Origin of the sequence: Arthrobacter sp. NPDC058192, assembly GCF_042883665.1 — a bacterium.
Lineage (GTDB): Bacteria > Actinomycetota > Actinomycetes > Actinomycetales > Micrococcaceae > Arthrobacter.
Genome location: NZ_JBHVVJ010000005.1, coordinates 61,321 through 84,026 on the forward strand (window position 1 = coordinate 61,321; position 22,706 = coordinate 84,026).

19 protein-coding genes are annotated in these 22,706 nt (G+C 68.1%); 11 read left to right on the plus strand and 8 right to left on the minus strand.

Going from position 1 to position 22,706, the window contains the following annotated elements; genetic code table 11:
- Positions 1–72 precede the first annotated feature (72 nt).
- Genes rarD through ACFVVK_RS06750 form a run of 4 tightly spaced genes read left to right on the plus strand, consistent with a single transcriptional unit; the run spans position 73 to position 3,858 of the window.
- The gene (gene rarD / locus ACFVVK_RS06735) at positions 73–1,068 is read left to right on the plus strand and encodes an EamA family transporter RarD (RefSeq protein WP_390265615.1); all 996 of its coding nucleotides are present in this window, start codon (positions 73–75) and stop codon (positions 1,066–1,068) included.
- A gap of 54 nt (positions 1,069–1,122) precedes the next feature.
- Positions 1,123–1,524: an STAS/SEC14 domain-containing protein gene (locus ACFVVK_RS06740; RefSeq protein ID WP_390265182.1), complete on the plus strand. Its 402-nt coding sequence runs from the start codon at positions 1,123–1,125 to the stop codon at positions 1,522–1,524.
- Complete coding sequence (locus tag ACFVVK_RS06745) at positions 1,511–3,034, plus strand: putative bifunctional diguanylate cyclase/phosphodiesterase (RefSeq protein WP_390265185.1); 1,524 nt, start codon at positions 1,511–1,513, stop codon at positions 3,032–3,034. The genes ACFVVK_RS06740 and ACFVVK_RS06745 overlap by 14 nt, the downstream gene beginning before the upstream one ends.
- Complete coding sequence (locus ACFVVK_RS06750; RefSeq protein ID WP_390265188.1) at positions 3,031–3,858, plus strand: class I SAM-dependent methyltransferase; 828 nt, start codon at positions 3,031–3,033, stop codon at positions 3,856–3,858. Before ACFVVK_RS06745 ends, ACFVVK_RS06750 begins: the two co-directional genes overlap by 4 nt.
- Here ACFVVK_RS06750 and ACFVVK_RS06755 read toward each other — a convergent pair.
- The 3 genes from ACFVVK_RS06755 to ACFVVK_RS06765 all read right to left on the minus strand — a co-directional run bounded on the left by ACFVVK_RS06755 (position 3,855) and on the right by ACFVVK_RS06765 (position 7,849).
- Positions 3,855–4,727, minus strand: coding sequence for a universal stress protein (locus ACFVVK_RS06755; RefSeq protein WP_390265191.1), 873 nt, complete (start codon positions 4,725–4,727; stop codon positions 3,855–3,857). The genes ACFVVK_RS06750 and ACFVVK_RS06755 overlap by 4 nt on opposite strands.
- 241 nt (positions 4,728–4,968) lie before the next feature.
- A complete protein-coding gene (gene gabT / locus ACFVVK_RS06760; RefSeq protein ID WP_390265194.1) occupies positions 4,969–6,324 on the minus strand; it encodes a 4-aminobutyrate--2-oxoglutarate transaminase in 1,356 nt (451 codons plus the stop codon).
- Between the two features lie 94 nt (positions 6,325–6,418).
- Entirely contained in the window at positions 6,419–7,849 is a 1,431-nt protein-coding gene (locus ACFVVK_RS06765) for a gamma-aminobutyraldehyde dehydrogenase (RefSeq protein ID WP_390265197.1), read from the minus strand.
- 156 nt (positions 7,850–8,005) lie between these two features.
- Here ACFVVK_RS06765 and ACFVVK_RS06770 point away from each other — a divergent pair, with 156 nt between their 5' ends.
- The 5 genes from ACFVVK_RS06770 (at position 8,006) to ACFVVK_RS06790 (ending at position 15,446) form a co-directional block, all read left to right on the plus strand.
- A complete protein-coding gene (locus ACFVVK_RS06770; RefSeq protein ID WP_390265200.1) occupies positions 8,006–9,448 on the plus strand; it encodes a PucR family transcriptional regulator in 1,443 nt (480 codons plus the stop codon).
- Between the two features lie 97 nt (positions 9,449–9,545).
- Positions 9,546–10,787 carry an MFS transporter gene (locus tag ACFVVK_RS06775; RefSeq protein ID WP_390265203.1) on the plus strand — a complete coding sequence of 414 codons (1,242 nt, stop codon included), beginning with the start codon at positions 9,546–9,548 and terminating at the stop codon, positions 10,785–10,787.
- On the plus strand, positions 10,784–11,464 hold the full coding sequence (locus ACFVVK_RS06780) for a FadR/GntR family transcriptional regulator (RefSeq protein ID WP_390265205.1): 681 nt from the start codon (positions 10,784–10,786) through the stop codon (positions 11,462–11,464). The genes ACFVVK_RS06775 and ACFVVK_RS06780 overlap by 4 nt, the downstream gene beginning before the upstream one ends.
- Positions 11,465–11,803: 339 nt before the next feature.
- Entirely contained in the window at positions 11,804–12,646 is an 843-nt protein-coding gene (gene ppk2, locus ACFVVK_RS06785) for a polyphosphate kinase 2 (protein WP_390265208.1), read from the plus strand.
- 28 nt (positions 12,647–12,674) lie between these two features.
- Positions 12,675–15,446: a cation-translocating P-type ATPase gene (locus ACFVVK_RS06790; RefSeq protein ID WP_390265211.1), complete on the plus strand. Its 2,772-nt coding sequence runs from the start codon at positions 12,675–12,677 to the stop codon at positions 15,444–15,446.
- Between the two features lie 77 nt (positions 15,447–15,523).
- On the opposite strand, the gene ACFVVK_RS06795 is transcribed toward ACFVVK_RS06790, so the two are convergent.
- Both ACFVVK_RS06795 and ACFVVK_RS06800 read right to left on the minus strand, forming a co-directional pair.
- Positions 15,524–16,249 (minus strand): YcnI family protein, encoded by a 726-nt coding sequence (locus ACFVVK_RS06795; RefSeq protein ID WP_390265214.1) that lies wholly within the window; start codon positions 16,247–16,249, stop codon positions 15,524–15,526.
- Positions 16,250–16,357: 108 nt separating this feature from the next.
- Positions 16,358–16,969, minus strand: coding sequence for a hypothetical protein (locus ACFVVK_RS06800; protein ID WP_390265217.1), 612 nt, complete (start codon positions 16,967–16,969; stop codon positions 16,358–16,360).
- Between the two features lie 134 nt (positions 16,970–17,103).
- Between ACFVVK_RS06800 and ACFVVK_RS06805 the strand changes: the two genes are divergently transcribed.
- Positions 17,104–17,991, plus strand: a complete 888-nt coding sequence (locus ACFVVK_RS06805; RefSeq protein ID WP_390265220.1) for a DUF1206 domain-containing protein — start codon at positions 17,104–17,106, stop codon at positions 17,989–17,991.
- A gap of 134 nt (positions 17,992–18,125) precedes the next feature.
- Positions 18,126–18,707 carry a hypothetical protein gene (locus ACFVVK_RS06810; RefSeq protein WP_390265222.1) on the plus strand — a complete coding sequence of 194 codons (582 nt, stop codon included), beginning with the start codon at positions 18,126–18,128 and terminating at the stop codon, positions 18,705–18,707.
- Positions 18,708–18,726: 19 nt separating this feature from the next.
- Here the strand turns inward: ACFVVK_RS06810 and ACFVVK_RS06815 are convergent, their stop codons facing one another.
- The 3 genes from ACFVVK_RS06815 to cobA form a co-directional block, all read right to left on the minus strand.
- Positions 18,727–19,719 carry a DNA topoisomerase IB gene (locus ACFVVK_RS06815; RefSeq protein ID WP_390265225.1) on the minus strand — a complete coding sequence of 331 codons (993 nt, stop codon included), beginning with the start codon at positions 19,717–19,719 and terminating at the stop codon, positions 18,727–18,729.
- Between the two features lie 120 nt (positions 19,720–19,839).
- Positions 19,840–21,306, minus strand: a complete 1,467-nt coding sequence (locus tag ACFVVK_RS06820; RefSeq protein ID WP_390265228.1) for an FAD-dependent oxidoreductase — start codon at positions 21,304–21,306, stop codon at positions 19,840–19,842.
- A gap of 89 nt (positions 21,307–21,395) precedes the next feature.
- On the minus strand, positions 21,396–22,652 hold the full coding sequence (gene cobA, locus ACFVVK_RS06825; RefSeq protein WP_390265230.1) for a uroporphyrinogen-III C-methyltransferase: 1,257 nt from the start codon (positions 22,650–22,652) through the stop codon (positions 21,396–21,398).
- Positions 22,653–22,706 lie beyond the last annotated feature (54 nt).

The window sequence follows — 22,706 nt, forward strand, 5'->3', positions numbered from 1 at the left end:
GTCCGCGCAAGTGGTGTTATTGCTCTTGTGCCTAAACCCGAAGGATCCTACTCCCCAGCTCCGCCGGCCGCCTTGCGCGCCTCGCCCCCTGCAGCCCGGCCGCCGGCGGGGCCAGAAGCGCTGCGGCCCGCGGGACCGGCACCGGTAGACAAGGAAACGACGGCGGGGATCCTGTTCGGGATCGGCGCCTACGGGCTGTGGGGCCTGCTGCCCCTGTACTTCTTCGTGCTCCATCCGGCCGGGGCCGTGGAAATCGTCGCCAACCGGGTGGTGTTCTCCCTAGTCTTCTGCGTCCTGCTGATCACCGTCACCCGGTCCTGGCGGGTGCTGGCGGCAGCGTTCCGGAACCGCACGGTGATCGGCCCGCTGTCCATCGCCGCGGCCCTGATCGCGGTGAACTGGCTGACCTACACCTACGGCGTCACCACCGGCCAGGCGGTCGAGGCCTCCCTGGGCTACTTCATCAACCCGCTGGTCTCCGTGCTGTTGGGGGTCTTTGTCCTGAAGGAAAAGCTGCGTCCGCTGCAGTGGGCGGCCGTCGGCATTGGCTTCATTGCGGTAGGTGTCCTGACGGTCTCCTACGGCAAACTCCCCTGGATTGCCCTGACGCTGGCGTTGAGCTTCGGCCTCTACGGCTTCGTCAAGAAGCGCGTGGGACCGCGGGCGGACGCGCTCACAAGCCTGACCGTGGAGACGGTTGTGCTGGCGCCGCTGGCCGGGGCGACCATGATCGTGCTCGCGGTCAGCGGGGCGGCCACGCTGGCGTCCAATGGCGCCGGGCACTTCTGGCTGCTGGCGGCGTCGGGCGTCATCACCGCCGTGCCGCTGCTGTTCTTCGGGGCCTCCGCGCGGCGGCTGCCGATGACCACCATCGGACTGCTGCAGTACTTCGCACCCGTCCTGCAGTTCATCGTGGCGCTGGTGGTGTTCAAGGAAACCATGACGCCGGATCGCTGGATCGGCTTCGGCGTCGTCTGGCTGGCTTTGCTGGTGCTGACCCTGGACATGCTGTGGACCGCCCGGAGAAACTCCGTGACCCGGAAGCTGGCCCGCGCCGGGGTGCACTAGCGTCATTGCGCTAGTGTCATTATGAACGGACACGCCGTGGCGGAATTGAGGATATTGGTGTCAGAATCGGATCTTGGAACTCCGGACGGGCGGGATATCTCTTCCCTGGGCTTCGACAGCAACGGCATCCTGCGCCTCGAGTGGACCCGGGGCGTCGTCATTGATGCCCCCAACGCCCAGCTGGCCATGGACCGCGTCAACGAGATGTGCGGCGGCAGGCCCACACCACTGCTGATCGACATGGCCACCACGGAGTCGGTCAGCCGGGCCGCCCGGGCCGTGTTCGCCAAGCGCTGCGACGCCTCTGCAATCGCCCTGCTCGGATCGTCCGCCGTCGACCGGGTCCTCGCCAACTTCTTCCTGGGCGTCAATGCGGCACCGGTTCCGACACGCTTTTTCACCAAGGACGATGAGGCGGTCCGCTGGCTGGCCTTACAGGGCAATGACGAGGCCTGATGATGAGCGCCGCCTCGAGGAACTCGTGGACGGCATCGTTGTACTGTCCTCCGGCGACCTCTCCAACCGCCTGCAAGTCTCGCCGGCACGCGACGGCATTGACGCCGTCACGACCGGCATCAACCTGCTCGCCGACGAGCTCCAAAGCATGTATGAAGAGCTCGAAGTCCGTGTTGCCCAGCGGACTGCGCTGTTGGAAGCAGCCAAGGCGGAACTCCGCCGCGTGATCGACACCGACGAGCTGACCGGGCTGGCCAGCCGCTCACTCCTGCAAGAAAAAGTGGCCGAGGCTGTAGCCGCGGCGGGTGGGGGCCGGCAGCCCGCGCTCATCCTGCTGGACCTCGACTCGTTCCAGCTCATCAATGACAGCCTTGGCCATGCTGCCGGGGACGCGGTCCTGCGGGAGGCGGCCTTGCGGCTTGGCGCGGCCGGGGCCGGACACCTGATTGCCCGCCTCAGCGGCGATGAATTCGCCGTGCTCGTTGTGGACCAGGAACCGGATGCCGTGCTGGAGATCGCGGCCCGGCTCGGCGACTCGCTGAAGGACAGGATCGATGCCGGCGGCGTCGCGGTCGCCCTCACTGCGGGAACCGGTGTCCGGCTGGGCCAACCCGGGCTGCAAAGCGAGGAGCTCATCCGTGATGCCGACATCGCGATGCACGAGGCCAAGAAGCGCGGCCGGGACACCCTTCTGGTGTTTTCCGCGGCCATGCACGAGGCCGCCAAGCAGCGTGTCCATCTGGTGGCCGAGCTCAGGACGGCGCTGACCGCGGACGAACTCGAGCTCGAATACCAGCCCATCATGGACCTGCGCACGGGAAAGGTCGCCGGCGCCGAGGCCCTGATCCGCTGGCAGCACCCTGACTTGGGTCCGCTGGCGCCGGCCACGTTCCTCGATGCCGCCGACGAAGCCGGTCTCACCGGGGAAATCGGCCACTGGGTGCTCCGGAACGCCATCGCGCAAACGGGCCGGTGGAAGTCCGATCCCGGGATTCCGGCGGACTTCCGCACGCATATCAACCTTGCGCCGGCGGACCTGCACCACGTCGATCTCGCGCCCTTTGTCGAAGGCCTGCTGGACCAGCACGGCGTCGAACCGAGCCATGTCTCGATCGAAATCACCGAAACCGCGATCATGCGCGGCGGCCCTGAAGTCACGGCCACCATGCAGTCGCTCAATGATCTCGGCGTCCGGATCGAGATCGACGACTTCGGCACGGGCTATTCATCCATCAGCTACCTGCGTGCCCTGCCCGCAGCGCAGGCGAAGATCGACAAATCCCTGTTGGACGGCCTGAACACGGACCGGCAGCAGGAGGAGTTCGTCGCGGCCATCCTGCAGTTGATCCATTCGGCCGGACTAAGCGCCGTGGCCGAGGGAATCGAGGACCGCGAGCAAGCTGAGAGGTTGCGGCAACTCGACTGTGAATTCGGCCAGGGGTACTTTTTCAGCCGGCCGCTCCCCGTTGCCGGCATGACGGAACTTCTGGCGGGCAGGGACGCCGCATGAGCGCACCCGTCCGGACCGGAGACACGGCCCGGCTGGTGGCCAGGGTCGCCGCACTGTCGCTGCACCGGCCCCGGCACCCGGACCGGCGGTGGGATGACTTCTGGCGCGGGGTGTCGCAGGGATCCCTCACGGAACCGATTATCTGGGACGCCGCCGGTGCCGGGCACGAAGAGACCCGGAATCACCTGCAGACCATGGCTGATCTGATGGACACCAGCCTCCCCGTGATCGATCTCGGCTGCGGAAACGGGGCCATCTCCCGGCAGCTCGCCGACCTCTTCCCATCGGTGCTCGGAGTCGACGTCTCCCCCGGGGCCGTGGCCGCGGCGGGGTCCGCCCACGCGCGTATCCCTGGCCTCAGCTTCCGGAGCCTGGATGCCACGCGGCCGGCCGACGCGGCCGGGCTCGCACAGGAAATCGGCGACGCCAACGTCTTCGTCCGCGGCGTTTTCCACGTGCTCAGCCGGCGGCGGCAGGCGGGCCTCGCGGCCTCGGTCGAGGCGCTGCTCGGCGCGGGAGGACGGATCTATCTGGTGGAGACGAACGTCCCGGGCGGGGCGCTGAGCTACCTTCGACGCCTGGGCGCCACAGGCGACCGGATTCCGGGACCGCTCCGCCAAGCCATTTCCGCTCTGCCGAAACCCGGCCACTTCGGCGCCCGGCAACGCTCGCGCGTCTTCCCCGCCAGCCGCTGGACACTCGTTGCCGAGGGTTCCACCTTTCTGACAACCGTGCCGATGGAGCCCGGCGGACGGCCCGGCAGCATTCCGGCGTACTGGGCGGTCTTGGGCCGCAGGCCGCCGGGCGGGTTCGCCCGGCCCTAGACCTCCGGGAAGCTATCCACCCGCTGGTAGTCGCGCGGGATCACCACCATCGGCACGGGGAGAGCCCGGAGCACCTTGTTGGCGGTACTTCCGATGAACAGCTTGTACTTTTCCGCCAGGCGGGAGGACCCCACGATCATGACCTCGCCCTCGTCCCACTCCAGGCCCTCGATCGCTTCCTCGATCGTGCGGCCGTGGGCGACCTCGACACTGACATGATGGCCCTCGGGCAGACGGTGCGCGGCGGCGGTAAGAACGGTGTTGGCGTGGATGTGCGCAGCATTGACGTTCTCGCCGCTCTCGCCCTCGACGTCGAGCTCCACCAGGGAAACGAGCCGGAGTGGCACACCGCGGCGCTCCGCGGATTCGATCGCGACGTCGATGGCCGCCTCTGCTCCGACGCGCTGGCCCACGGCGAGGGTCAGTCGGCTAATGGCTTCGTTCCGGCGGTAGCCGCGCGGCGCCAGCGCCACCGGCACCGGGGCCGCGTGCAGGAGTGAGTTGGCCACGGTGCCCACGGTGTGACGCTTGAACAAGCCGTCGCTCGCAGCGCCGACCACGATCAGGCCCGCCCGGTACTCCTGTGCTGCGTCGATCAGGCCGGCCGCGAACGAGTCCGCCTGGCGGACGTGGAAGTGCGCCTCCAGGCCTTCCGGGACCAGCGCCAGGCCCTCGCGTTCCGCCGCCAGGACCCGCTGCTCGGCGGCGCTCCCCCGGTTTCCTTCCGGGTTCATGGTCACATGGGGCGTGTGCCGGTCCGCGACATAGACAAGGTCGAGATGAGCTCCCTGGGCCCGCGCCATGGCCGAAGCCAGTGCAACGGCGTCCGCGCCGCTTTCGGTGGGCGTATAGCCGACTACGTATCGCATGTGTGAACCCCTCTATGGGTCTGTGGCAGCAGCCAGTTGCGCCCGGGATACCGGGCGACGTCGGCCGGTCTGCGTTCCTGCAGTGGATAGGAACGACTCTAGTCCAGCTGGCGCAAGAAAGGGGATGGCTTATGGCCCTGAGCAGGGCAATCTTCCACGAAGAGCCGCGGACGAGGTGTCCGCGGCTCTTCGTATGTCCGGCAGGGCCGGTCTCCGGGACGGGGGCCCGGCGGTTGCTGGCTTAGGCGTTCGCCTTGATGGCCGCGGCCAGGACCTCCAGGCCGTCCAGCAGCAGTTCGTCGCTGATCACCAGCGGCGGCAGCAGGCGGATGACGTTGCCGTAGGTGCCGCAGGTGAGGATGATGACGCCCTCCTTGAGGCAGGTTGCCGCAACGGCCTTCGTCAGCTCGGGGTTCGGCTCCTTGGAACCGGCCTGGACGAGTTCGATGGCCAGCATGGCTCCGCGGCCGCGGACATCGCCAATCACGGAAAGCTCGGTTGCGAGCTCGCGGAGCTTGCCCAGCGCGATCTCCTCGATGTGGCGGGCACGGGCGTTGAGGCCGTACTGCTCCATCGAGCCGATTGACGCCAGCGCGGCGGCGCAGGCCACCGGGTTGCCGCCGTAGGTGCCGCCGAGGCCGCCCGGGTGGACGGCGTCGAGCAGGTCGGCGCGGCCGGTGATGGCGGAGAGCGGCATGCCGCCGGCGATGCCCTTGGCCATGGTGAGGATGTCCGGGACAACGCCTTCGTGGTTCACCGCGAACCATTCGCCGGTGCGGCAGAAGCCGGACTGGACCTCATCGGCGATGAAGACGATGCCCTTCTCCTTGGCCCAGGCGGCCAGCGCCGGCAGGAAGCCCTCGGCCGGGACGATGAAGCCGCCTTCGCCCTGGATGGGTTCGATGATGATCGCGGCAACCTGTTCGCCGCCGATCTGCTTCTCGATCATGGTGATGGCCCGCTTGGCGGCCTCGGCGCCGGTGATCTCCGGGTTTTCCTCGCGGAACGGGTAGCTCATCGGCATGCGGTAGACCTCGGGCGCGAAGGGGCCAAAGTTGGTCTTGTACGGCATGGCCTTGGCGGTCAGCGCCATGGTCAGGTTGGTCCGGCCGTGGTAGGCGTGGTCGAAGGCGACGACGGCGTCCCGGCCGGTGGCGAGGCGGGCCACCTTGACGGCGTTTTCGACGGCTTCGGCGCCGGAGTTGAAGAGCACGGTGCGCTTCTCGTGGTCGCCCGGCGTCAGCCGGTTCAGCTGCTCGGCGACGGCGACGTAGCCTTCGTAGGGCGTGACCATGAAGCAGGTGTGGGTGAAGTGCTCCACGGCTTCCTTGACGGCCCCGACGACGGCGGGATCGGAGGCACCGACGCTCGTCACGGCGATGCCGGAGCCGAGGTCGATGAAGGAGTTGCCGTCGACGTCGTGGATGATGCCGCCGTCGGCGTCGGCGACGAAGACCGGAACGCTGGACGCGACGCCGGCGGCGACGACCGCTTTGCGGCGCTCGGTCAGGGCAACGGACTTGGGGCCGGGGAAGTCAGCCTGGACGCGGCGTTTCTGCTCGAGCCGGTAGGTGATGTCGTGCGCGGTGGTGGTCATGGGAAGGCCTTTCTTTACTGAATGGGGCACGCCGGCAGGGTTCACTGGCCGAAGCGGAGCGAGGTTAGGGCGCCGGTTGGATCATGCGGTAGCGTCATGCGTCCAGCGCACTCATGACGTGCTTGATGCGGGTGTAGTCCTCGACGCCGTACATGGACAGGTCCTTGCCGTAGCCGGACTGCTTGAAGCCCCCGTGCGGCATTTCGGCGGTGAGCAGGATGTGGGTGTTGATCCAGACGGCGCCGAAATCCAGGTCCCGGCTCAGGCGCATCGCCGTGCCGTGGTTCGAGGTCCAGACGCTGGAAGCCAGGGCGTAGTCGACGTCGTTCGCCAGTTCCACGGCCTCGTCCTCGGTGCTGAACTTCTGCACCGTGATGACCGGGCCGAAGGTTTCCTTCTGGACAATGTCGTCGCTCTGCTTGGCGCCGGTGACGATGGTGGGTTCGAAGAAGAAGCCCTTCTCCCCCGCGCGGTGCCCGCCCGTCTCGATCTTGCAGTTCGCCGGCAGGTGCTCCACCACGGAGGTCACCGCGTCGAAGTGGTTGATGTTGTTCAACGGGCCGAAGTAGTTGTCTTCATCGTTCTGGGAACCGGTGTGGAGGGTCTTGGTGTGCTCGACCATCGCGGCGACGACGTCGTCGTGCACCGAATCCTGGACCAGCACACGGGTGATTGCCGTGCAGTCCTGACCGGCGTTGAAGAAGGCGAACTCGGCGATGGCCGCGGCGCTCTTCTTGATGTCGGCATCGGCGAACACAATGGCCGGGGCCTTGCCGCCGAGTTCGAGGTGGGCCCGCTTGAGTCCCTTCGCGGCGCCCGAGGCGACGGCAATACCGGCGCGGACCGAACCGGTGATGGAGACGAGGCCGGGGACCTTGTGCTCCACCATCATGGCGCCGGTCTCGCCGGTGCCGAGGACAACGTTCAGCACCCCGGCCGGGAAGATCTCACCGGCAAGCCGGGCCAGCACCAGGGTGGATTCGGGGGTGGTGTCGGAGGGCTTGAGGACAACGGTGTTGCCCGCGGCCAGGGCGGGGCCGATCTTCCAGACAGCCATGAGGAACGGGTAGTTCCACGGGGCCACCTGGGCCACGACGCCGATCGGTTCCCGCCGAACGTAGGAGGTGTGGCCCTCGAAGTACTCGCCGGCGGACTTGCCTTCGAGGACGCGGGCGGCACCGGCGAAGAAACGCAGCTGGTCGGCGCCGGCGGCCACTTCCTCGGCGGCGATCAGGGAGCGGACCTGGCCGGTGTTGCGGTGCTGGGCCTCGACGAGCTCGTCGCTGTTGGCCTCAACCGCGTCGGCGAGCTTGAGCAGCATCAGCTGGCGCTGCCCCGGCGTGGCGCGCTTCCAGGTCTTGAAGGCGTTCTTGGCGGCGGTCATCGCGGCGTCGACGTCGGCCTGCACCGAGATCGGCGACTGGGCCACGACTTCGCCGTTTGTCGGGTTCACGATGGGCAGCAACCCGGTGCCGGCGGGGGTGACGAACTCGCCGTTGATGAAGTTCTGCAAGGTTTGAACCACGGTGTACAACCTCTTTCCTACTGCCAATGACTGCCAACGACTGATGTGTGACTGGTCACGAGCCTATGCCAGGCGACCTAGCCAGGGAATAGGCACCTGCACACCGGGCGCGCAATACTTTAGTGCGCTTGACCAGCACGCGGTTATGCTGACTTTATGGCCATTTCACTCGCCGCCCTGCTGGGAGTTCCGTCCCTGAAACTCGCCAAGGCCGGCCTCGCCGAAACCACCTGGCACGAGGACATCCTTTGGGTAGCCGTCACCGAACAGGAGGATCCGCAGCGGTTCCTCAACGGCGGGGAGCTGATCCTGACGACCGGGATGCGGCTCAGGAGCGCGGCAGAGCAGCGCCGCTTCGTCCGCCAGGTCCAGCGGGCCGGCGCTGTGGGGATCGGTTTCGGCGTCGGCCTGACCCATGACGCAGTGCCGCAGGCCCTCATCGCAGAGGCCAACCGCTGGGGACTGCCGGTGGTGGAGGTGCCCTACGAGACGCCCTTCATCGCCATTGGAAAGCTGGTGGCCGACGCGCAGTCCGCGGACCATTTCGTCAAGCTGGAACGGCTCATCGCCGGGCACCAGATCCTGGCGCGCGCGCTGCTGACCGGCGGCGGCCTCGCCGAACTCCTGAAACACCTGGGCTCGATGCTGCGCACCGAGATTGTCCTGACCCAGTTCACGGCCCAGCTGTACGACAGCATTCCCGGCCATCCAGCGCCCACGGCCGAGGCCTGGGCGTCCTACCCGATCCCCACGGGGCGCCGTGATGCCTGCACGCTGTGGGTGAAGCAGCCCTTCGAGGACTCGGGCATTGTGGGCTACGCCCAGAACCTGATCAGCGTCGAGCTCAACAACATGGTCAAGCAGCGGCAGGCCCAGCGGGCGCTGGCCGGTCAGGTCCTCGACGACGTCATCCACGGAACGCTGGAGACGTCCGAAGCCACCCGCCGACTTGCCGGCGTCGGCATCAACAGCACCCGCAAGAACGTGGTCCTACTCGCCGAATCGGCCGCCCATCACAAGCAACTCGGGAGTTCCTCCCTGCCCCAGCCGCTTGAGGGGGCGGTCAGCGCCGTCGTCGGGAAGGACCTCGTGGTGGTCATGCCCGACGACGGCAGCGGCGCCAGCGCCCTCGCCCGCAGTCTCAGCGGCCACCTGGCCGAGGCTGGGATCCACGCCACGATCGGCATCGGCGGGGCGTATACCAAGCCGAACGGCCTGCGCTGGAGCTATTTCGAGGCCCGCGACGCGGCCACCCATGGCCTGCCGGTCAACGAACCCGAGCGGCTGAGCCTGACGTCGCTGCTGCTGGCCAGCGAAGACGTTCCGCTCTCGGACATGGCCAACGAATCGCTGAACCCCCTGCGGGCCTTCGACGCGACGCACGGCGCCGAACTGATGGCCACGCTCGGAAGCTACCTCAACAACAACGGCTCGGTGGCAGCCGTGGCCGAGGAACTGACCCTGCACCGCAACACCGTCCGCTACCGCTTGGCGCAAATTACGGAGCTCACCGGCTACGACCCGGCCCAGACAGCTGACCGGGTGCAGCTCTGGCTCGCATTGGCGGTGCAGCGCCTCGGCGCCCGACAGCCGCACTGACCGCCTCAGCCCTTCCCTCGCCGCCGCCCCGGCTACAACCGCGAGATTTTCGCCACTAAAGGCTGCAGCCCAGACATCAAACGTCTAACCTTTGAATATGGTAAGCATGGCCAGCAGCACGGCGGTTTCCGCCCTTTCCCAGACAGCCCCACCCGGCGCCGCGCGCCCGCGCGCCGTGTTCGCCGCCGGCGTCGTGGCGCTCGTGCTGATCGGCCTCAACCTCCGCGCCGGCATCACCGGCTCCGCCGCGCTCTTCCACGACCTGCAGGCAGTCCTGGGCTACGGCCCGCTGATCGCCGCCGTGCTCCCCTCGATCCCCACCCTGTGTTTCGCCGTGGCCGGCGCGGCCACGTCCTGGCTCACCCGGCAGCTGGGCCTGGAAAAAGCCATCCTGCTCTCCCTCGTAATGCTGGCCGCGGGCCTGCTGCTGCGGGGCGTTCCGTCCACTGGAATGTTGCTCGCGGGGACCGTGGCGGGGATGTCCGGGCTGGCCGTCTGCAACGTGGCGATGCCTGCCTTCATTCGGGTTCACTTCGCGGACCGCACGTCGCTGATGACCGCCCTCTACACGGTGACCATGACCACCGGCGCCACCGTCACGGCCATGCTTATCGTGCCGGTGGCGCAGGCCCTGGGCTCGCCCTCCGCAGGCGTAGGGTCTATTGGCATCCTCGCGCTGTCCGCCTGCCTCGGCTTCCTCCCGATCGTGGTGCACGCCCACCGCAATGCATCCGGCGGCAGGGCTGCCCGGGTGTCCCCGTGGCCCCTGCTGCGGACCCGGACCGGGGCGCTGATCACCCTCGGCTTCACGGTGCAGGCGCTCTTGGCCTATGCCGTCCTCAGCTGGTTCCCCTACATGCTGGTCACGATGGGACTCACCGCCTCCGGAAGCGGACTGATGTTTGGACTCATGCAGCTCGTGTCCGTCCCCGCCGGCATGGTGCTCGTGGCCATCGGCTCGCGTCCGCGGATGCTGCGGACCTCGTTTTACCTGGCCACCGTGACCATGGCGCTGGGCGTCCTGGCGATGCTGGTCCTGCCGGTGGACTGGGCGCCGCTGACGGCGGTGCTGCTGGGCTTCGGGCTCGGCATCTTTCCCCTGGTCATGGTGATGATCAGCCGCAGCGGCCGCACCACGGCCGAGACCACCGCGTTGTCCACCGTGGCCCAGTCCGCCGGGTACCTGCTGGCGACCCTCGGCCCGTTCGGCATGGGTCTGCTGCACAGCGCCACCAACTCCTGGACGCTGCCGCTGGCCCTCCTCCTGGCCGTGGCCGCGGGCCAGATCGCCGTGGGCCACCTGCTGACGGCGCGGCCCGCAGAAGGGAGCCGGCGATGACCCTCACCGCATCGCACCGGCCGCCGCTGGCGGAGGAGATCACCGCCAAGCTGCGGGCGCTGATCCACTCGGGTGACTGGGCGCTGCAGCAGCGCATTCCGGCTGAACCGGAGCTCATGGCCGCGTTCGGCGTCTCCCGCGGCACCCTGCGCGAAGCCGTCAAGGCGCTGGCCCACAGCGGCATGCTGGAGGTCCGCCGCGGGGACGGTACCTACGTGCGCGCCACCAGCGAGATCGCCGGGGCCACGCAGCGGATGTATGCGGACCATTCCCAGGAGCACATCCTCGAGGTCCGCGTCGGGCTGGACACCCAGGCCGCCCGGCTCGCTGCCCGTCACGCCACGGCCGACGACGTCGCCGCCATGCGCGGACTGCTCACCGAACGCCGCGCCGCGTGGCTGGCCGAAGACTACGCCGCCTGGGCCCAGGCCGACTGGGACTTCCACGTACGGGTGGCGCAGGCCTCCGCCAACCCCCTGCTGCACGAGCTCTATGTCAGCTTCGGCGCCGTCTTCCATAACGACCTGCTTCGGCAGCAGCGCCGGGCCGGCTTCAACGGACTGCCCCATGAGGGCCACGACGAACTCGTGGATGCCATTGCTGCCCGGGACGAGGCGGCCGCCGTCGGGAGCGTCACCAGGAACCTGAATTCCTGCGCCGAGTGGCTGCAGGAGTAGCTTCTCAGGGTTTTCCTAAGGTGGCGGGAAGATGCTCTCTCTCAGCCGTCCCCTTGCGCCCAGCAGCAGGGCCACGGCAGGTCAGAGGCCCCCGGGCAGGAACCTATGTTCCGGCCCGGGGGCCTTTGCCGTGTTCCGCGGGCAACGCGGTCCCGGCTGGCTCCTCAATAGGGTCTTAGTGCCGTAGACCCGGCCCTGGCCTGGGTCAATACTGACAGGTGCAGGACGCGAGTGTGCACGCGTTGGCCGGATGTGCCGTGCGCACGTAAATGCCGGACTCGCCGGACCTCGCAGTGCGGCTTCTGGATTCGCCCCAGCAAGGACTCGGCGAGGAGGTCGATGGTGGGCAAGAAGAAGAAGAAAAAGAAAAACACGGGCGACGCGGCAGGGCCCGACGGGCAGCCCGGAACAAAGATGAGCCGCAAGGAATACGAAGCCGAGATGGCCGAGCTGCAAGGCGAACTGGTCGCCCTGCAGGAGTGGGTCAAGTCCGCCGGGGCCAAGGTCTGCATCGTGTTCGAAGGACGGGACACCGCCGGCAAGGGCGGAACCATCAAGCGCATCGTGGAACGGGTGAGCCCCCGGGTGTTCCGGGTGGTAGCGCTCCCCACCCCGACCGAGCGGGAGAAATCCCAGATGTATCTCCAGCGCTACATGTCGCACTTTCCGGCGGCGGGCGAGGTGGTCATCTTCGACCGCAGCTGGTACAACCGCGCGGGAGTGGAGCGCGTGATGGGGTTCTGCACCCCGGAACAGACCCAGAAGTTCCTCGACCTGGTCCCGCAGGTTGAGAAGGCGATGGTTGACTCCGGCATCATCCTGCTGAAGTACTGGCTCGAGGTCAGCCCGGACGAGCAGACCCGGCGGCTGGAGAGCCGCATGGACGATCCGCGCAAGACCTGGAAGTTGTCGCCGATGGATCTGTTGTCCTACAGCCGGTGGTACGACTACTCCCGCGCGAGGGACGCCATGTTCGAGGCATCGGACACCGCATGGGCGCCCTGGTATGTCGTGGACAACAATGTCAAGAAGCGCGGGCGGCTCAACATCATCAGCCATCTGCTCAGCCAGGTACCCTACGAGCCGTTCCCAGGGCTCGACGTCGAACTGCCAAAGCGCCAGAAGGCCGGCAACTACAGCGAGCCGCCCCTTGTAGTACGGCGCATTCCGACCCCGTTCTGAGCTGCGCGCCCGCGAGCAGGAGGAAGCCATGAATGACAAGACCGGAGCAGCACCAGCAGGGGTGGCACCGGCCGAGGCGGACGCAACCTGGTATGCGCTCTCACCAAGGGACGTCGCAGGCCGGCTGGCCGTTGATCCGTCCCTCGGGCTGACCACGGCCGAGGCGCAGCAGAGGCTGCAGGAGCACGGCCCCAACGCGCTGGCCGCGGCCAAGCAGGAGCCGGTATGGGTACGGTTCTTCAAGCACTACCGCGACTACATGCAGATTGTCCTCGTCGGGGCCGCGCTGGTCAGCCTGCTGATCGGGGAATACGGGACCGCCATCGGGCTCGCGCTGCTGACGCTGTTTAACGCCTGGTTGGGCTATCACCAGGAAGGCAAGGCGGAAGCGGCCGCCGCCTCGCTGGGGGCGATGATGAAGTCGATGGCCAAGGTGCGCCGTGACGGTGACGTTGTGGAACTGGCCGCCGACCAGATTGTGCCCGGGGACATTGTGGTGGTCGACGCCGGCGACCGTGTCCCGGCCGATGGCCGGATCATCATCGCGGCGACCCTGCAGATCGAGGAGGGCGCCCTGACCGGCGAGAGCGTCGCCGTCGAGAAGGACACCGCCGCCATCGGGCGCCACGACGTCGGCATCGGCGACCGCCTGAACATGGCGTTCATGAACACCAACGTCACCCGGGGCCACGGGGAAATCCTGGTCACGACCACCGGCATGGGGTCCGAGGTCGGCCACATCGCCCACATGCTGTCCGGCCAGAAAGTGGAGAAGTCCCCGCTGACCAAACAGGTGGACCGGCTCACCATTTTCATCATCCTCGCGGCACTTTTCGCCTTCATCGCGATCGTCGTCATGGGCCTGGCACAGGGCGAGTCCTTCGTGGTGCTTTTCGGGATCGGCGTGGCGCTGGCCGTCGGCTCGATCCCGGATGCGCTGCCCGCCGTCGTGACGACGATCCTGTCCGTCGGCTCGGTCAACATGGCCAGGAAGAACGCCATCATGAAGGTCCTGCCGGCCGTCGAGACACTCGGTTCCACGTCGGCGATCAACTCGGACAAGACCGGCACGCTGACCCTGAACCAGATGACGGTGCGCGAAATCACCACCGTGCAGCACCGTTACACCGTGGGCGGTGAGGGCTACAGCTTCGAGGGCCAGGTCCAGCGGACCACCGGCGACGCCGAGCGGGACCTGGACTACGTGATGTACTCCTGCGCGTTGTGCAACGACTCCGACATCCAGGACGGCGAGGTGGTCGGGGACCCGACGGAGGCCGCGCTCTACGTGCTCGCGCAGAAGGGCGGCGTGGACGTCAGGGAATTCCGCAGGAACAACCCTCGCGTGGCGTCGGTACCCTTCGACTCCGACTACAAATTCATGGCCACGTTCCACCTGATGCCGCGCGCCGACGGCAAGGCCGTGGTCCGCGCCTATGTGAAGGGGGCACCCGACGTCCTCCTCAGCAGGTCATCGTTTGCCCGGATGCCCGGCGGCAGGGCCGAGCCGCTCACCGAGGAGATGCGCGCGAAAGTGCTCGCGGAGAACAACCGGATCGCGGGTCAGGGCAGGCGCGTCCTGGCGCTGGCGCAGCGCGAGTTCGATCCCGCGACGTTCGATCCGACCGGGGACCTCATGGGCCTCATGCAGGATTTGGAGATTTCGGCACTGATCGGCGAGGTCGACCCGCCGCGGGCCGAGGCGGTGGCTGCCATCGCCAAGGCCAAGCACGCCGGAATCCGCGTCCGGATGATCACCGGCGACCACGCCGTCACCGCGGCGGCGATCGCCGACGAGCTGGGCATCCGGGGCCGCGCCGTGACCGGGGCCGAGTTCGCGGCGATGAGCGATGCCGAGGCCGAGAGCGAGGTGGACGGGATCGGTGTGATCGCCCGGGTGGCACCAGAGCACAAGGTCAGGCTGGTCGAGGTGCTCAAACGCAAGGGCAACGTCGTCGCCATGACCGGCGACGGCGTCAACGACGCCCCGGCGATCGCGGCGGCGGACATCGGGATCGCGATGGGCATCACCGGCACCGACGTTGCCAAGGGCGCGGCCAAGATGATCCTGGCCGACGACAACTTTGCCACCATCGTGGCGGCCGTTGAAGAGGGCCGGCTGGTATATGACAACCTGCAGAAGTTCATTCGGATCCAGGTCGCCAACCTGTTCATGTTCATCCTGGCGTTCATCGGGTCATCGGCGTTCGCGATCGCCGGCACGGCCCTGCTCAGCCCGGCCCAGGTGCTGTGGATCCACATGGCGATCGTCGCACCCATCGGTGCGGTGATGGGGCTGGACCTCGCGACGCCCGGCATCATGGACCGCAAGCCGCGACCCTTCAACCAGCCAATCATTGTCCGGTCAATGATGGTGCGCCTGTTCATCGTCGGGCTCTTAATGGCGGCCGCGACGCTGATCCTCGTGCAGATCGGCAAGACCACCTACGGTTCACTTGAGATCGGCCAGACCATGGCCGTCGTGGGGCTGGGCCTGATGAACATCTTCGTCGCGCTCAACCTCCGGTACCCCACGGAGAGTGCCTTCGGGCCCGCCACGGTGTCCAATCCGAAACTGCTCTGGGCGTTCGCGTGGGCCGTCCTCGGCTCGATGCTCATCAGCCAGATGCGGGTGCTGCAGGATCTGTTCGGCACCCAGCCGCTCACCGGGGAACAGTGGCTGATCTGCCTTGTGCCTGGCGTGGTGCTGCTGCTCCTCGGCGAGCTCTTCAAGATCGTCCTGCGGGCCAGGCAGCGGAGCGGCAGGACCAAAGTCGTGGCCCCTGCCCTTTCCGCATGAGCCACCGAAACCCCGGCCAACTGCTGCCAGCCGGGGTTTCGTTGTCTCGGGTTACTTGATCCCGGTGCTTTGTCCCGCTACTTGGTGCGGGCGGGACGAGTGCGGATCAAAGCCGTGACGCCGGCGGCGAGACCCAGCAGGCCGGCCACCAGCCCGATCCAGCCAGCCGCGGAGCCGGCATCACCGGAGTCGGGTGCTGTGGAGCTGCTGTCCGCGGCCGCCGGCGCCGTTCCTGCCGGGGCGGGCTCGGCGTCCTTGGCTGTGGTCACGAACGAGGGCGCCGGGTGTTCGGGTTCGGCCTGGCCGTCTACCGTTTTCTCGTCCCATTTCGCCACCGTCCCGTCGGTGTACGTCTGGGTCACGGGCAGGACCACGGTTGTGCCAGCATCGGGAAGGACGCCGACGGAGAGAGCGAACGCCTGGTACTCGTTCTGGCCGATCTGGTGGGCCTCGTCGGCCGTCCAGACGACAGAACTGGGCGCCTTGGTGACAGTGGCGCCAGCGACGGTGACGGGCTTGGGCAGGTCGCTTGTGGTGACTACGGCTTTCCAGCCCTCGACCGGCTTCACCGACACTGAGGTGAGCGGGGTGTCCGTGGGCAGGGTGACTTCGAGCTTGCTGGTCTTGGCCGTCGGGGATTCGTTGGGCACGTTGAAGGTCAGGTGGGTGTAGCCGCCGGCGGCGGTGTTGTCCGGGTCGACGTGGACGTGGGCCGAGGCGGCTGCGGCGCCGACGGCGAGCAGGCCGGCGGTCACTGTTGCGGCTGCGGCGGTCTTGAGGGTACGGCGGAGAGAGGTCTTCATGGCAGGGTGCCTTTCACAAAACGGGTCGGGAAACAGCCGGCGCATTGTCCGGCCGGGAAGCAGGCCGCCGCCCCACTCCCGGTCCGCAGCGTGAACGGCGGGATGGTCCTAGGCGGCGCGAAGGCACGCCGGAGGTCCCCGCCGGGCAGGAAGACGGCAGCCGGCACGTCCCAGCGGGATGGTTCTGAAGGCCATGAAGGGCCAGGTGACCGGGGCGGGCGCAATGGCGTCGGCCTCCGGAGTGCAGACCAGCGGCCGGAACCACGAGGCCAGGGCGGCCAGGGCGCGCTCCCCGCGGGCCAGCAGCAGGGCAGTGCCGAGGGTCGCCACCGCATGCGCGGCGAACATGGCGGCGTCCATGCCCGCCGGGGTGGCGGGCATGACGGCGTCGATCAGCTCCGGTGGCAGTGCGGCGGCCGCATGGCCGGGATGGCTGTGCGGCACAGTTTCGGCGACCGGCAGGGGGCGCGCGGCTGACAACGCCTCGAACGACCAGTGAAGCCAGGCCTGGCCCGCGCCGAGCAGCCCGGCCAGGACAGGAAAGGAGAGCCGGAACCGGGTCAGGAACGCCGTCGGAATCATGGCCACGGCGCACACCGCAGTCAGGATCACCGGATGCGGGAGCAGGCCCCCGCCAGCCAGGTGCCCGCCCGCGGCCAGCGCCACGATGACGGATCCGATGAGGCAGGTGCGGAAGAGCCGGAAGGAGGCACGCGTCATGGGGGCGGTCCTTTCCGGGTTCTTGGCTCAACGTTGGACTTCCCTTCACATCCTACCGATCGGCCCGGCACGTGCCATTCCCCCGGCCAGGCATAATGCGGCCCGGACGGCCGCGCCTGAGTAGACTCGGCACCATGGAATTTTCGGCGGCGGGGAACGAGCCCCCGGTTCTGCGGGAAACAGGCCAGGCAGCAGATAGTGGCGGAAAGCCTGCCGGGGAAGCAGCCGTCGACACCGCCGAGGCGGTGTCGAACAGCCCCGTGCTCGACGCCGTCGCCCGCGCCGGTTTCGCCGTCATGGCGCTGCTGCATGTGGTGATCGGGGCCATCGCCGTCGCCCTGGTCCTGGGCGCCCCGGGCCAGGCCGACCCCAGCGGTGCCATCGAACAGCTCGCCGCCAACCCTTGGGGCCCGGCGGTGATGTGGGCCGGGTTCGTCGGCTGCGCGGGACTCTCCCTCTGGCAGCTATGTGAAGCGACGCTGCGGGCGCGTCGGCTGCCCCGCGGCCAACGGGTCGGCAAGCTCATTTCCTCCGGCTTCCTCGCCATCGCGTACGGCAGCATCGGGCTCAGCTTTGCCGGGTTTGCGATCGGCCAGCCCGGCGATTCCGGCGACTCGACGCGTGACTTCAGCACCGCCGTCGTCCACAGCCCCTTCGGCGTGCCGTTCCTGATAGGCCTGGGCCTGACGATCATCGGCATCGGCATCTACTTCATCGTCAAGGGCTTCGGCAAGAAGTTCAAAGAAGAGCTGCACCATTTCGAGGGCACCAGGCGCGGACGGTTGGTCAGCGCGTTCGGCGTGTGGGGCCACACGGCCAAAGGAGCGGCACTGATCCTCACCGGACTGCTGTTTGTCATCGCCGCGGCCACCAATAACCCCGAGTCCTCCAGAGGTCTGGACGGGAGCCTCAAGGCCCTGCGGGACCATCCCTTCGGCCCGTACCTGCTCCTGGCGATCGGCGCGGGCTTCATCGCCTACGGGGTGTTCGCCCTGGTCAGGGCCCGCTTCGGGCGGATGTAGCCGGACGCCTCCCCCTGCTCAGGGGGACGCCGGGGCGCGGTTTCCTTGTTGGCTGCCACGCTCGGGGCTATCGTGGAGCTACCCCTCGGGCCGGGCTGGGCGCCTACCGGCGGCAGGTCTCGCAGAGGTACGTCATGAGTTACATCCCGGTCAGCAGACGCACTCTCAGACGGCACCGTGAATCCGAGCGGTCCACCCGCCGCCTTGTGGCCGCCTTGTCCGCCGCGGCCGCCCTAGCCTGGCTGTTGACCGTCATGTTGTCCTCCGCCGTCCATGTCGGCGCCCTCGTCCACACGATCGCCGTCGTACTGCACGTCCTGTCCTTGGTGCTGGCTTTTGGCGCCATCATCCTGGTGGACTGGCACGGCTTCCTGTGGCTCATCGGCCGGCGCGGGCTCGCCGAAATCATCCGCCTGGACGGTGCGGCCACACCGCTGATCTGGGGCGGCCTCGCCGGCATGCTGGCCACCGGCGTGTTCTTGAACCCGCACCTGACGAATCCCATGACAGACGTCAAGCTCGCCGCCGTACTGGTGCTCAGTTTGAATGGGATCATGCTCATCCCGCTCATGCGTCGGCTGGCCCGGCTGCCCACCAGCTCCTCGTTCAAGGACCTGACCGTCGGGCAGCGGACCCATCTGCTGCTGTGCCTGGTGATCTCGCAGGTCTGCTGGTGGACGGCGATTGTTGTCGGGTTCATCAACGCCGAGTTCTGAACTGCGAGCAGGCGGTGCCCTAGGCACCCAAGGGGACAACGTCCTCGCCCTGGTACAGCAGGGCCCGGATCTCTGATTCGGCCGAGTCAAGCCGTTTAGGGTCGATGGTCACGCCGGAGGCGTAGTGGTCCAGCACCCGGGGGTCCACGTAGCTCTTGCGGGCGATCGACGGCGTGTTGCCCAGAACCGCGGCGGCATCGACCATGGCCCGGCTCACCGCCCGTTTGCGCGCTGAGGTCTTCGTCTGGGGCCCGCTCGCCGCGAGGCTGACGGCGGCAGCCACCGTTCCCCGCAGGGTGCGGAAATCCTTGGCGGTGAAGTCCTCCCCCGTGCGTTCCTTGACGTACTCGTTGATTTCCGCGCTTGATACCGGATGCCAGCGGCCGCCGGTCTTGTAGGCCAGCAGCCGGGCGTTGCCGCCGCGGCGCTTGAGCTGGCGCACGACGGCGGCGAGGTCGGCGTCGTCGATCCGGGATTCCCAGGTCTTGCCGCTCTTGGCGGGGAAACTCAGCCGGAGCTCGTCCTTTCGCACGCGGACGTGCGCGCACAGCAGGGTGGCAAGGCCGTGGCTGCCGTTCTCGTTGGTGTACCGCTCGGACCCCACCCGGAGAGATCCGCTGTCCAGCATCCGGAAGGCGGCCGCCAGCACGCGTTCGCGGGTGAGCCCCTGGGAGCGCAGGTCCATGGTCACGAGGCGGCGGGCTGCGGGGAGGGTTTCGGCGAGTTGGAGGGAGCGGTCAAACTTGAGCCGATCTTTCTTCTCGCGCCAGCCGGGGTGGTAGATGTACTGCCGACGGCCCACGGCGTCGAGCCCTGTCGCCTGGATGTGCCCGTTGTCGTAGGGAGCGATCCACACGTCGGTCCAGGCCGGCGGAATGCCGATTTGTTCCAGCCGGTCCCGCACCGGGCCGGGTGGCAGCGTGGACCCGTCCAGGTCCTTGTAGCTAAAGCCGGTACCGGAGGGGACCCGGCGGTAACCGCGGCCGGATGCGTTGCTGTGACGGAGCCTCATGACAGTAAGCCTACTGACCACCGGCCGGTTTCCGCCCGCACACAGCAACGCGAGGTCACTTCGCGCCCATGATTGTTGTCGATTGGGCGCGAGGTGCCCCGCGTTGCTTGGTGTCTGGGGTTAGAGCTGGGCGGCGACTCCGCCGCGGGAAATGGCCACCATCTCCTCGCGCGGGACCACCTTGACGCGTTCGCGGGCTACCTCAACACCGTGGGAGGTGCCGGCTTCCGTCGCAGCCTCGCCCAGGCTACGCTCGTGCGCGTCGAGGGCCAGCCAGCCTTCCCAGCTGGTGAACTCCACGCCGCGGCTCTCCAGGAGTTCGACGACGGCCTCGGGCGCCGGTGCCGCGGCCAGCGGCAGGTTCTCGCGGTCCTCGAGCAGGTAGGTCACGGTTTCGAGGGCGTCGCCCTTGGTGTGGCCGATCAGGCCCACGGGTCCGCGCTTGATCCAGCCGGTCGCGTAGATCCCGGGGACGTGTGTGCCGGAGGCATCCAGGACGCGGCCGCCGTCGTTCTGCACGACGCCCTTGCTGTGGTCAAACTCGACGTCGGGCAGCGAGGAGCCGAAGTAGCCGATGGCGCGGTACACGGCCTGGACCGGGTAGTCGACAAACTCGCCGGTGCCACGGGCGTTGCCGGTGCCGTCCAGCTCGGTGCGCTCAAACTTTATCCCCGCGACGCGGCCGGGAGTCTCGGCGTCGTCGTACACCTCCACGGGGCTGTGCAGGAAGTGCAGGTGCAGCCGGCGGGATGCCGTGAGTTCGGAGAGGTCCTCGGGCTGTTCGGCGATCCAGTTGGTGAGCGTGCCCACCATGGTCTTGGTCTGGTTGTTGCTCTGGATCTGCCGGTCGGATTCGGCGTCGAACTCGAAGTCTTCAGGGTAGAGGATGATGTCGACGTCCTTGGAGTGCGAAAGTTCGCGCAGCTCCAGCGGGGTGAACTTGACCTGGGCCGGTCCGCGGCGGCCGAAGACGTGCACATCGGTGACGGGAGAGGACTTCAGCCCGGCGTAGACGTTGTCCGGGATTTCCGAGACCAGAAGGTCATCGGCGTGCTTGGAGAGCATGCGGGCCACGTCGAGGGCCACGTTGCCGTTGCCGATCACGGCGATTTCCTTGGCCTCCAGCGGCCATTCACGGGACACGTCGGGGTGGCCGTCGTACCAGGAGACGAAGTCGGCGCCGCCGTAGGAGCCCTCGAGTTCGATGCCCGGGATGTTCAGGTCCGCGTCCTTGATGGCGCCGGTGGCGAAGATGACGGCGTCGTAGTGGGTGCGCAGGTCCTCGATGGACAGGTCCGTGCCGTAGTCCACGTTGCCGAAGAACCGGATGTCGCCGCGGTCCAGGACCTTGTGCAGGGCGTTGACGATGCCCTTGATGCGGGGGTGGTCGGGGGCCACACCGTAGCGGATCAGGCCGTAGGGTGCCGGGTAGCGGTCAAAGAGGTCGATGCTGACGGTGAGTTCACCGCTCTTGACGGCCTCGCTCTTGGTCAGGATGTCCGCGGCGTAGACGCCGGCGGGGCCGGAGCCGACGACGGCGACGCGCAGCGGGCGGGCAGCGGTTCCTACGGTGGTGCTAATTGACACGGCTGTGTTCCTTTATTCTTCGGCATCCGCTGCTCCGTAGCTGCCCTTTTGATGCTTGATAAGGGCGGCTATGGAGCAATCGACGGGTTTTAGGCGGTCAGTACTCGGGGTTTGTTCGGGGCGGTGGTGCTGTAGTCCGCGGTCTTGAAGTGCGACGGCGCAAACGGGCTGACGCGGACCACGTCGCCGATCACGATCACGGCGGGGTTCGCGACGCCGACGGCCTCCGCCTGGTCCGCGATGGTCCCGAGCGTCCCGATGGTCACCCGCTGGTCGGGCAGGTATCCATTCTCTACGATGCCAACCGGCGTGCCCGCTGGCAAACCGGCCTGCGCCAGGGAAGCCGCGGAATCGCGGAGCTGGCCCACGCCCATGAGCAGGATCACGGTGTGGTCGGCGCGCGCCGGGACCTCGGAGAGCTCTTCGTGGCCGGTGACCACGCTGAAGCCCTTGGCCAGTCCGCGGTGGGTGACGGGGATGCCGGCCGCGGCCGGAACGGAGATCGCGGAGGTCACGCCGGGGACCACTTCAACGTCGACGCCGTTTTGCCGGCAGAACTCGGCTTCCTCGCCGCCGCGGCCCAGGACATACGGGTCGCCGCCCTTGAGCCGGACCACGCGGTGCCCCTGGCGGGCTTCGTCGACCAGGATGCGGTTGATCTCGGACTGCGGGACCGGGTGGTGGCCGGGGGTCTTGCCGACCTCGATGACACGGACGTCCGGGGCGAGTTCGTTCAGCAGTTCGCGCGGGCCGAGGCGGTCTGCGACCACGACGTCGGCCTGGCCCAGGAGCCGGCGGCCGCGGACGGTGATCAGCCCGGTGTCGCCTGGCCCGCCGCCGACAAGTGCCACGGTGCCGGTGGAAGCCCGGCGCCGGCGCAGCGGGAGGTCTCCGGCGTCCAGGGCGGTGGCGACGGCGTCGCGCAGGGCCATGGCGCGGCGCGGGTCTCCCCCGGCGTTGACGGCGATCTTGACGTCGTCGACGACGGCGACGGCGGGGGTCCAGGCGGCGGAGGCTTCGTGGTCGGAGGCGTTGACGCACCAGATGCGCTGCGCCTCGGCGTCGGCGGCGACCTGCGCGTCCACGGCGGGGTCGCCGGTGGCGGTCTGGACGAACCAGACGCCGCCGACGTCGGACGCACGGTACGGGCGGGGCTCCCAGCTGAGGAGCCCGGCGCCGGCGAGTTCGGCCATGGCGGGTGAGGCATCGGGCGCCACGACGGTGACGCGGGCGCCGGCGTCGAGCAGGCCCTTGGCGCGGCGCGCGGCCACCGGGCCGCCGCCGACCACCAGCACGGGACGGCCGAGGAGGCGCAGCGCCGTGGGGTAAATGTCCTGAATTGCCATGCATCGACGATAGGGCGCCGTCACATTACGGAACAACGGTACGGAAACACCAGT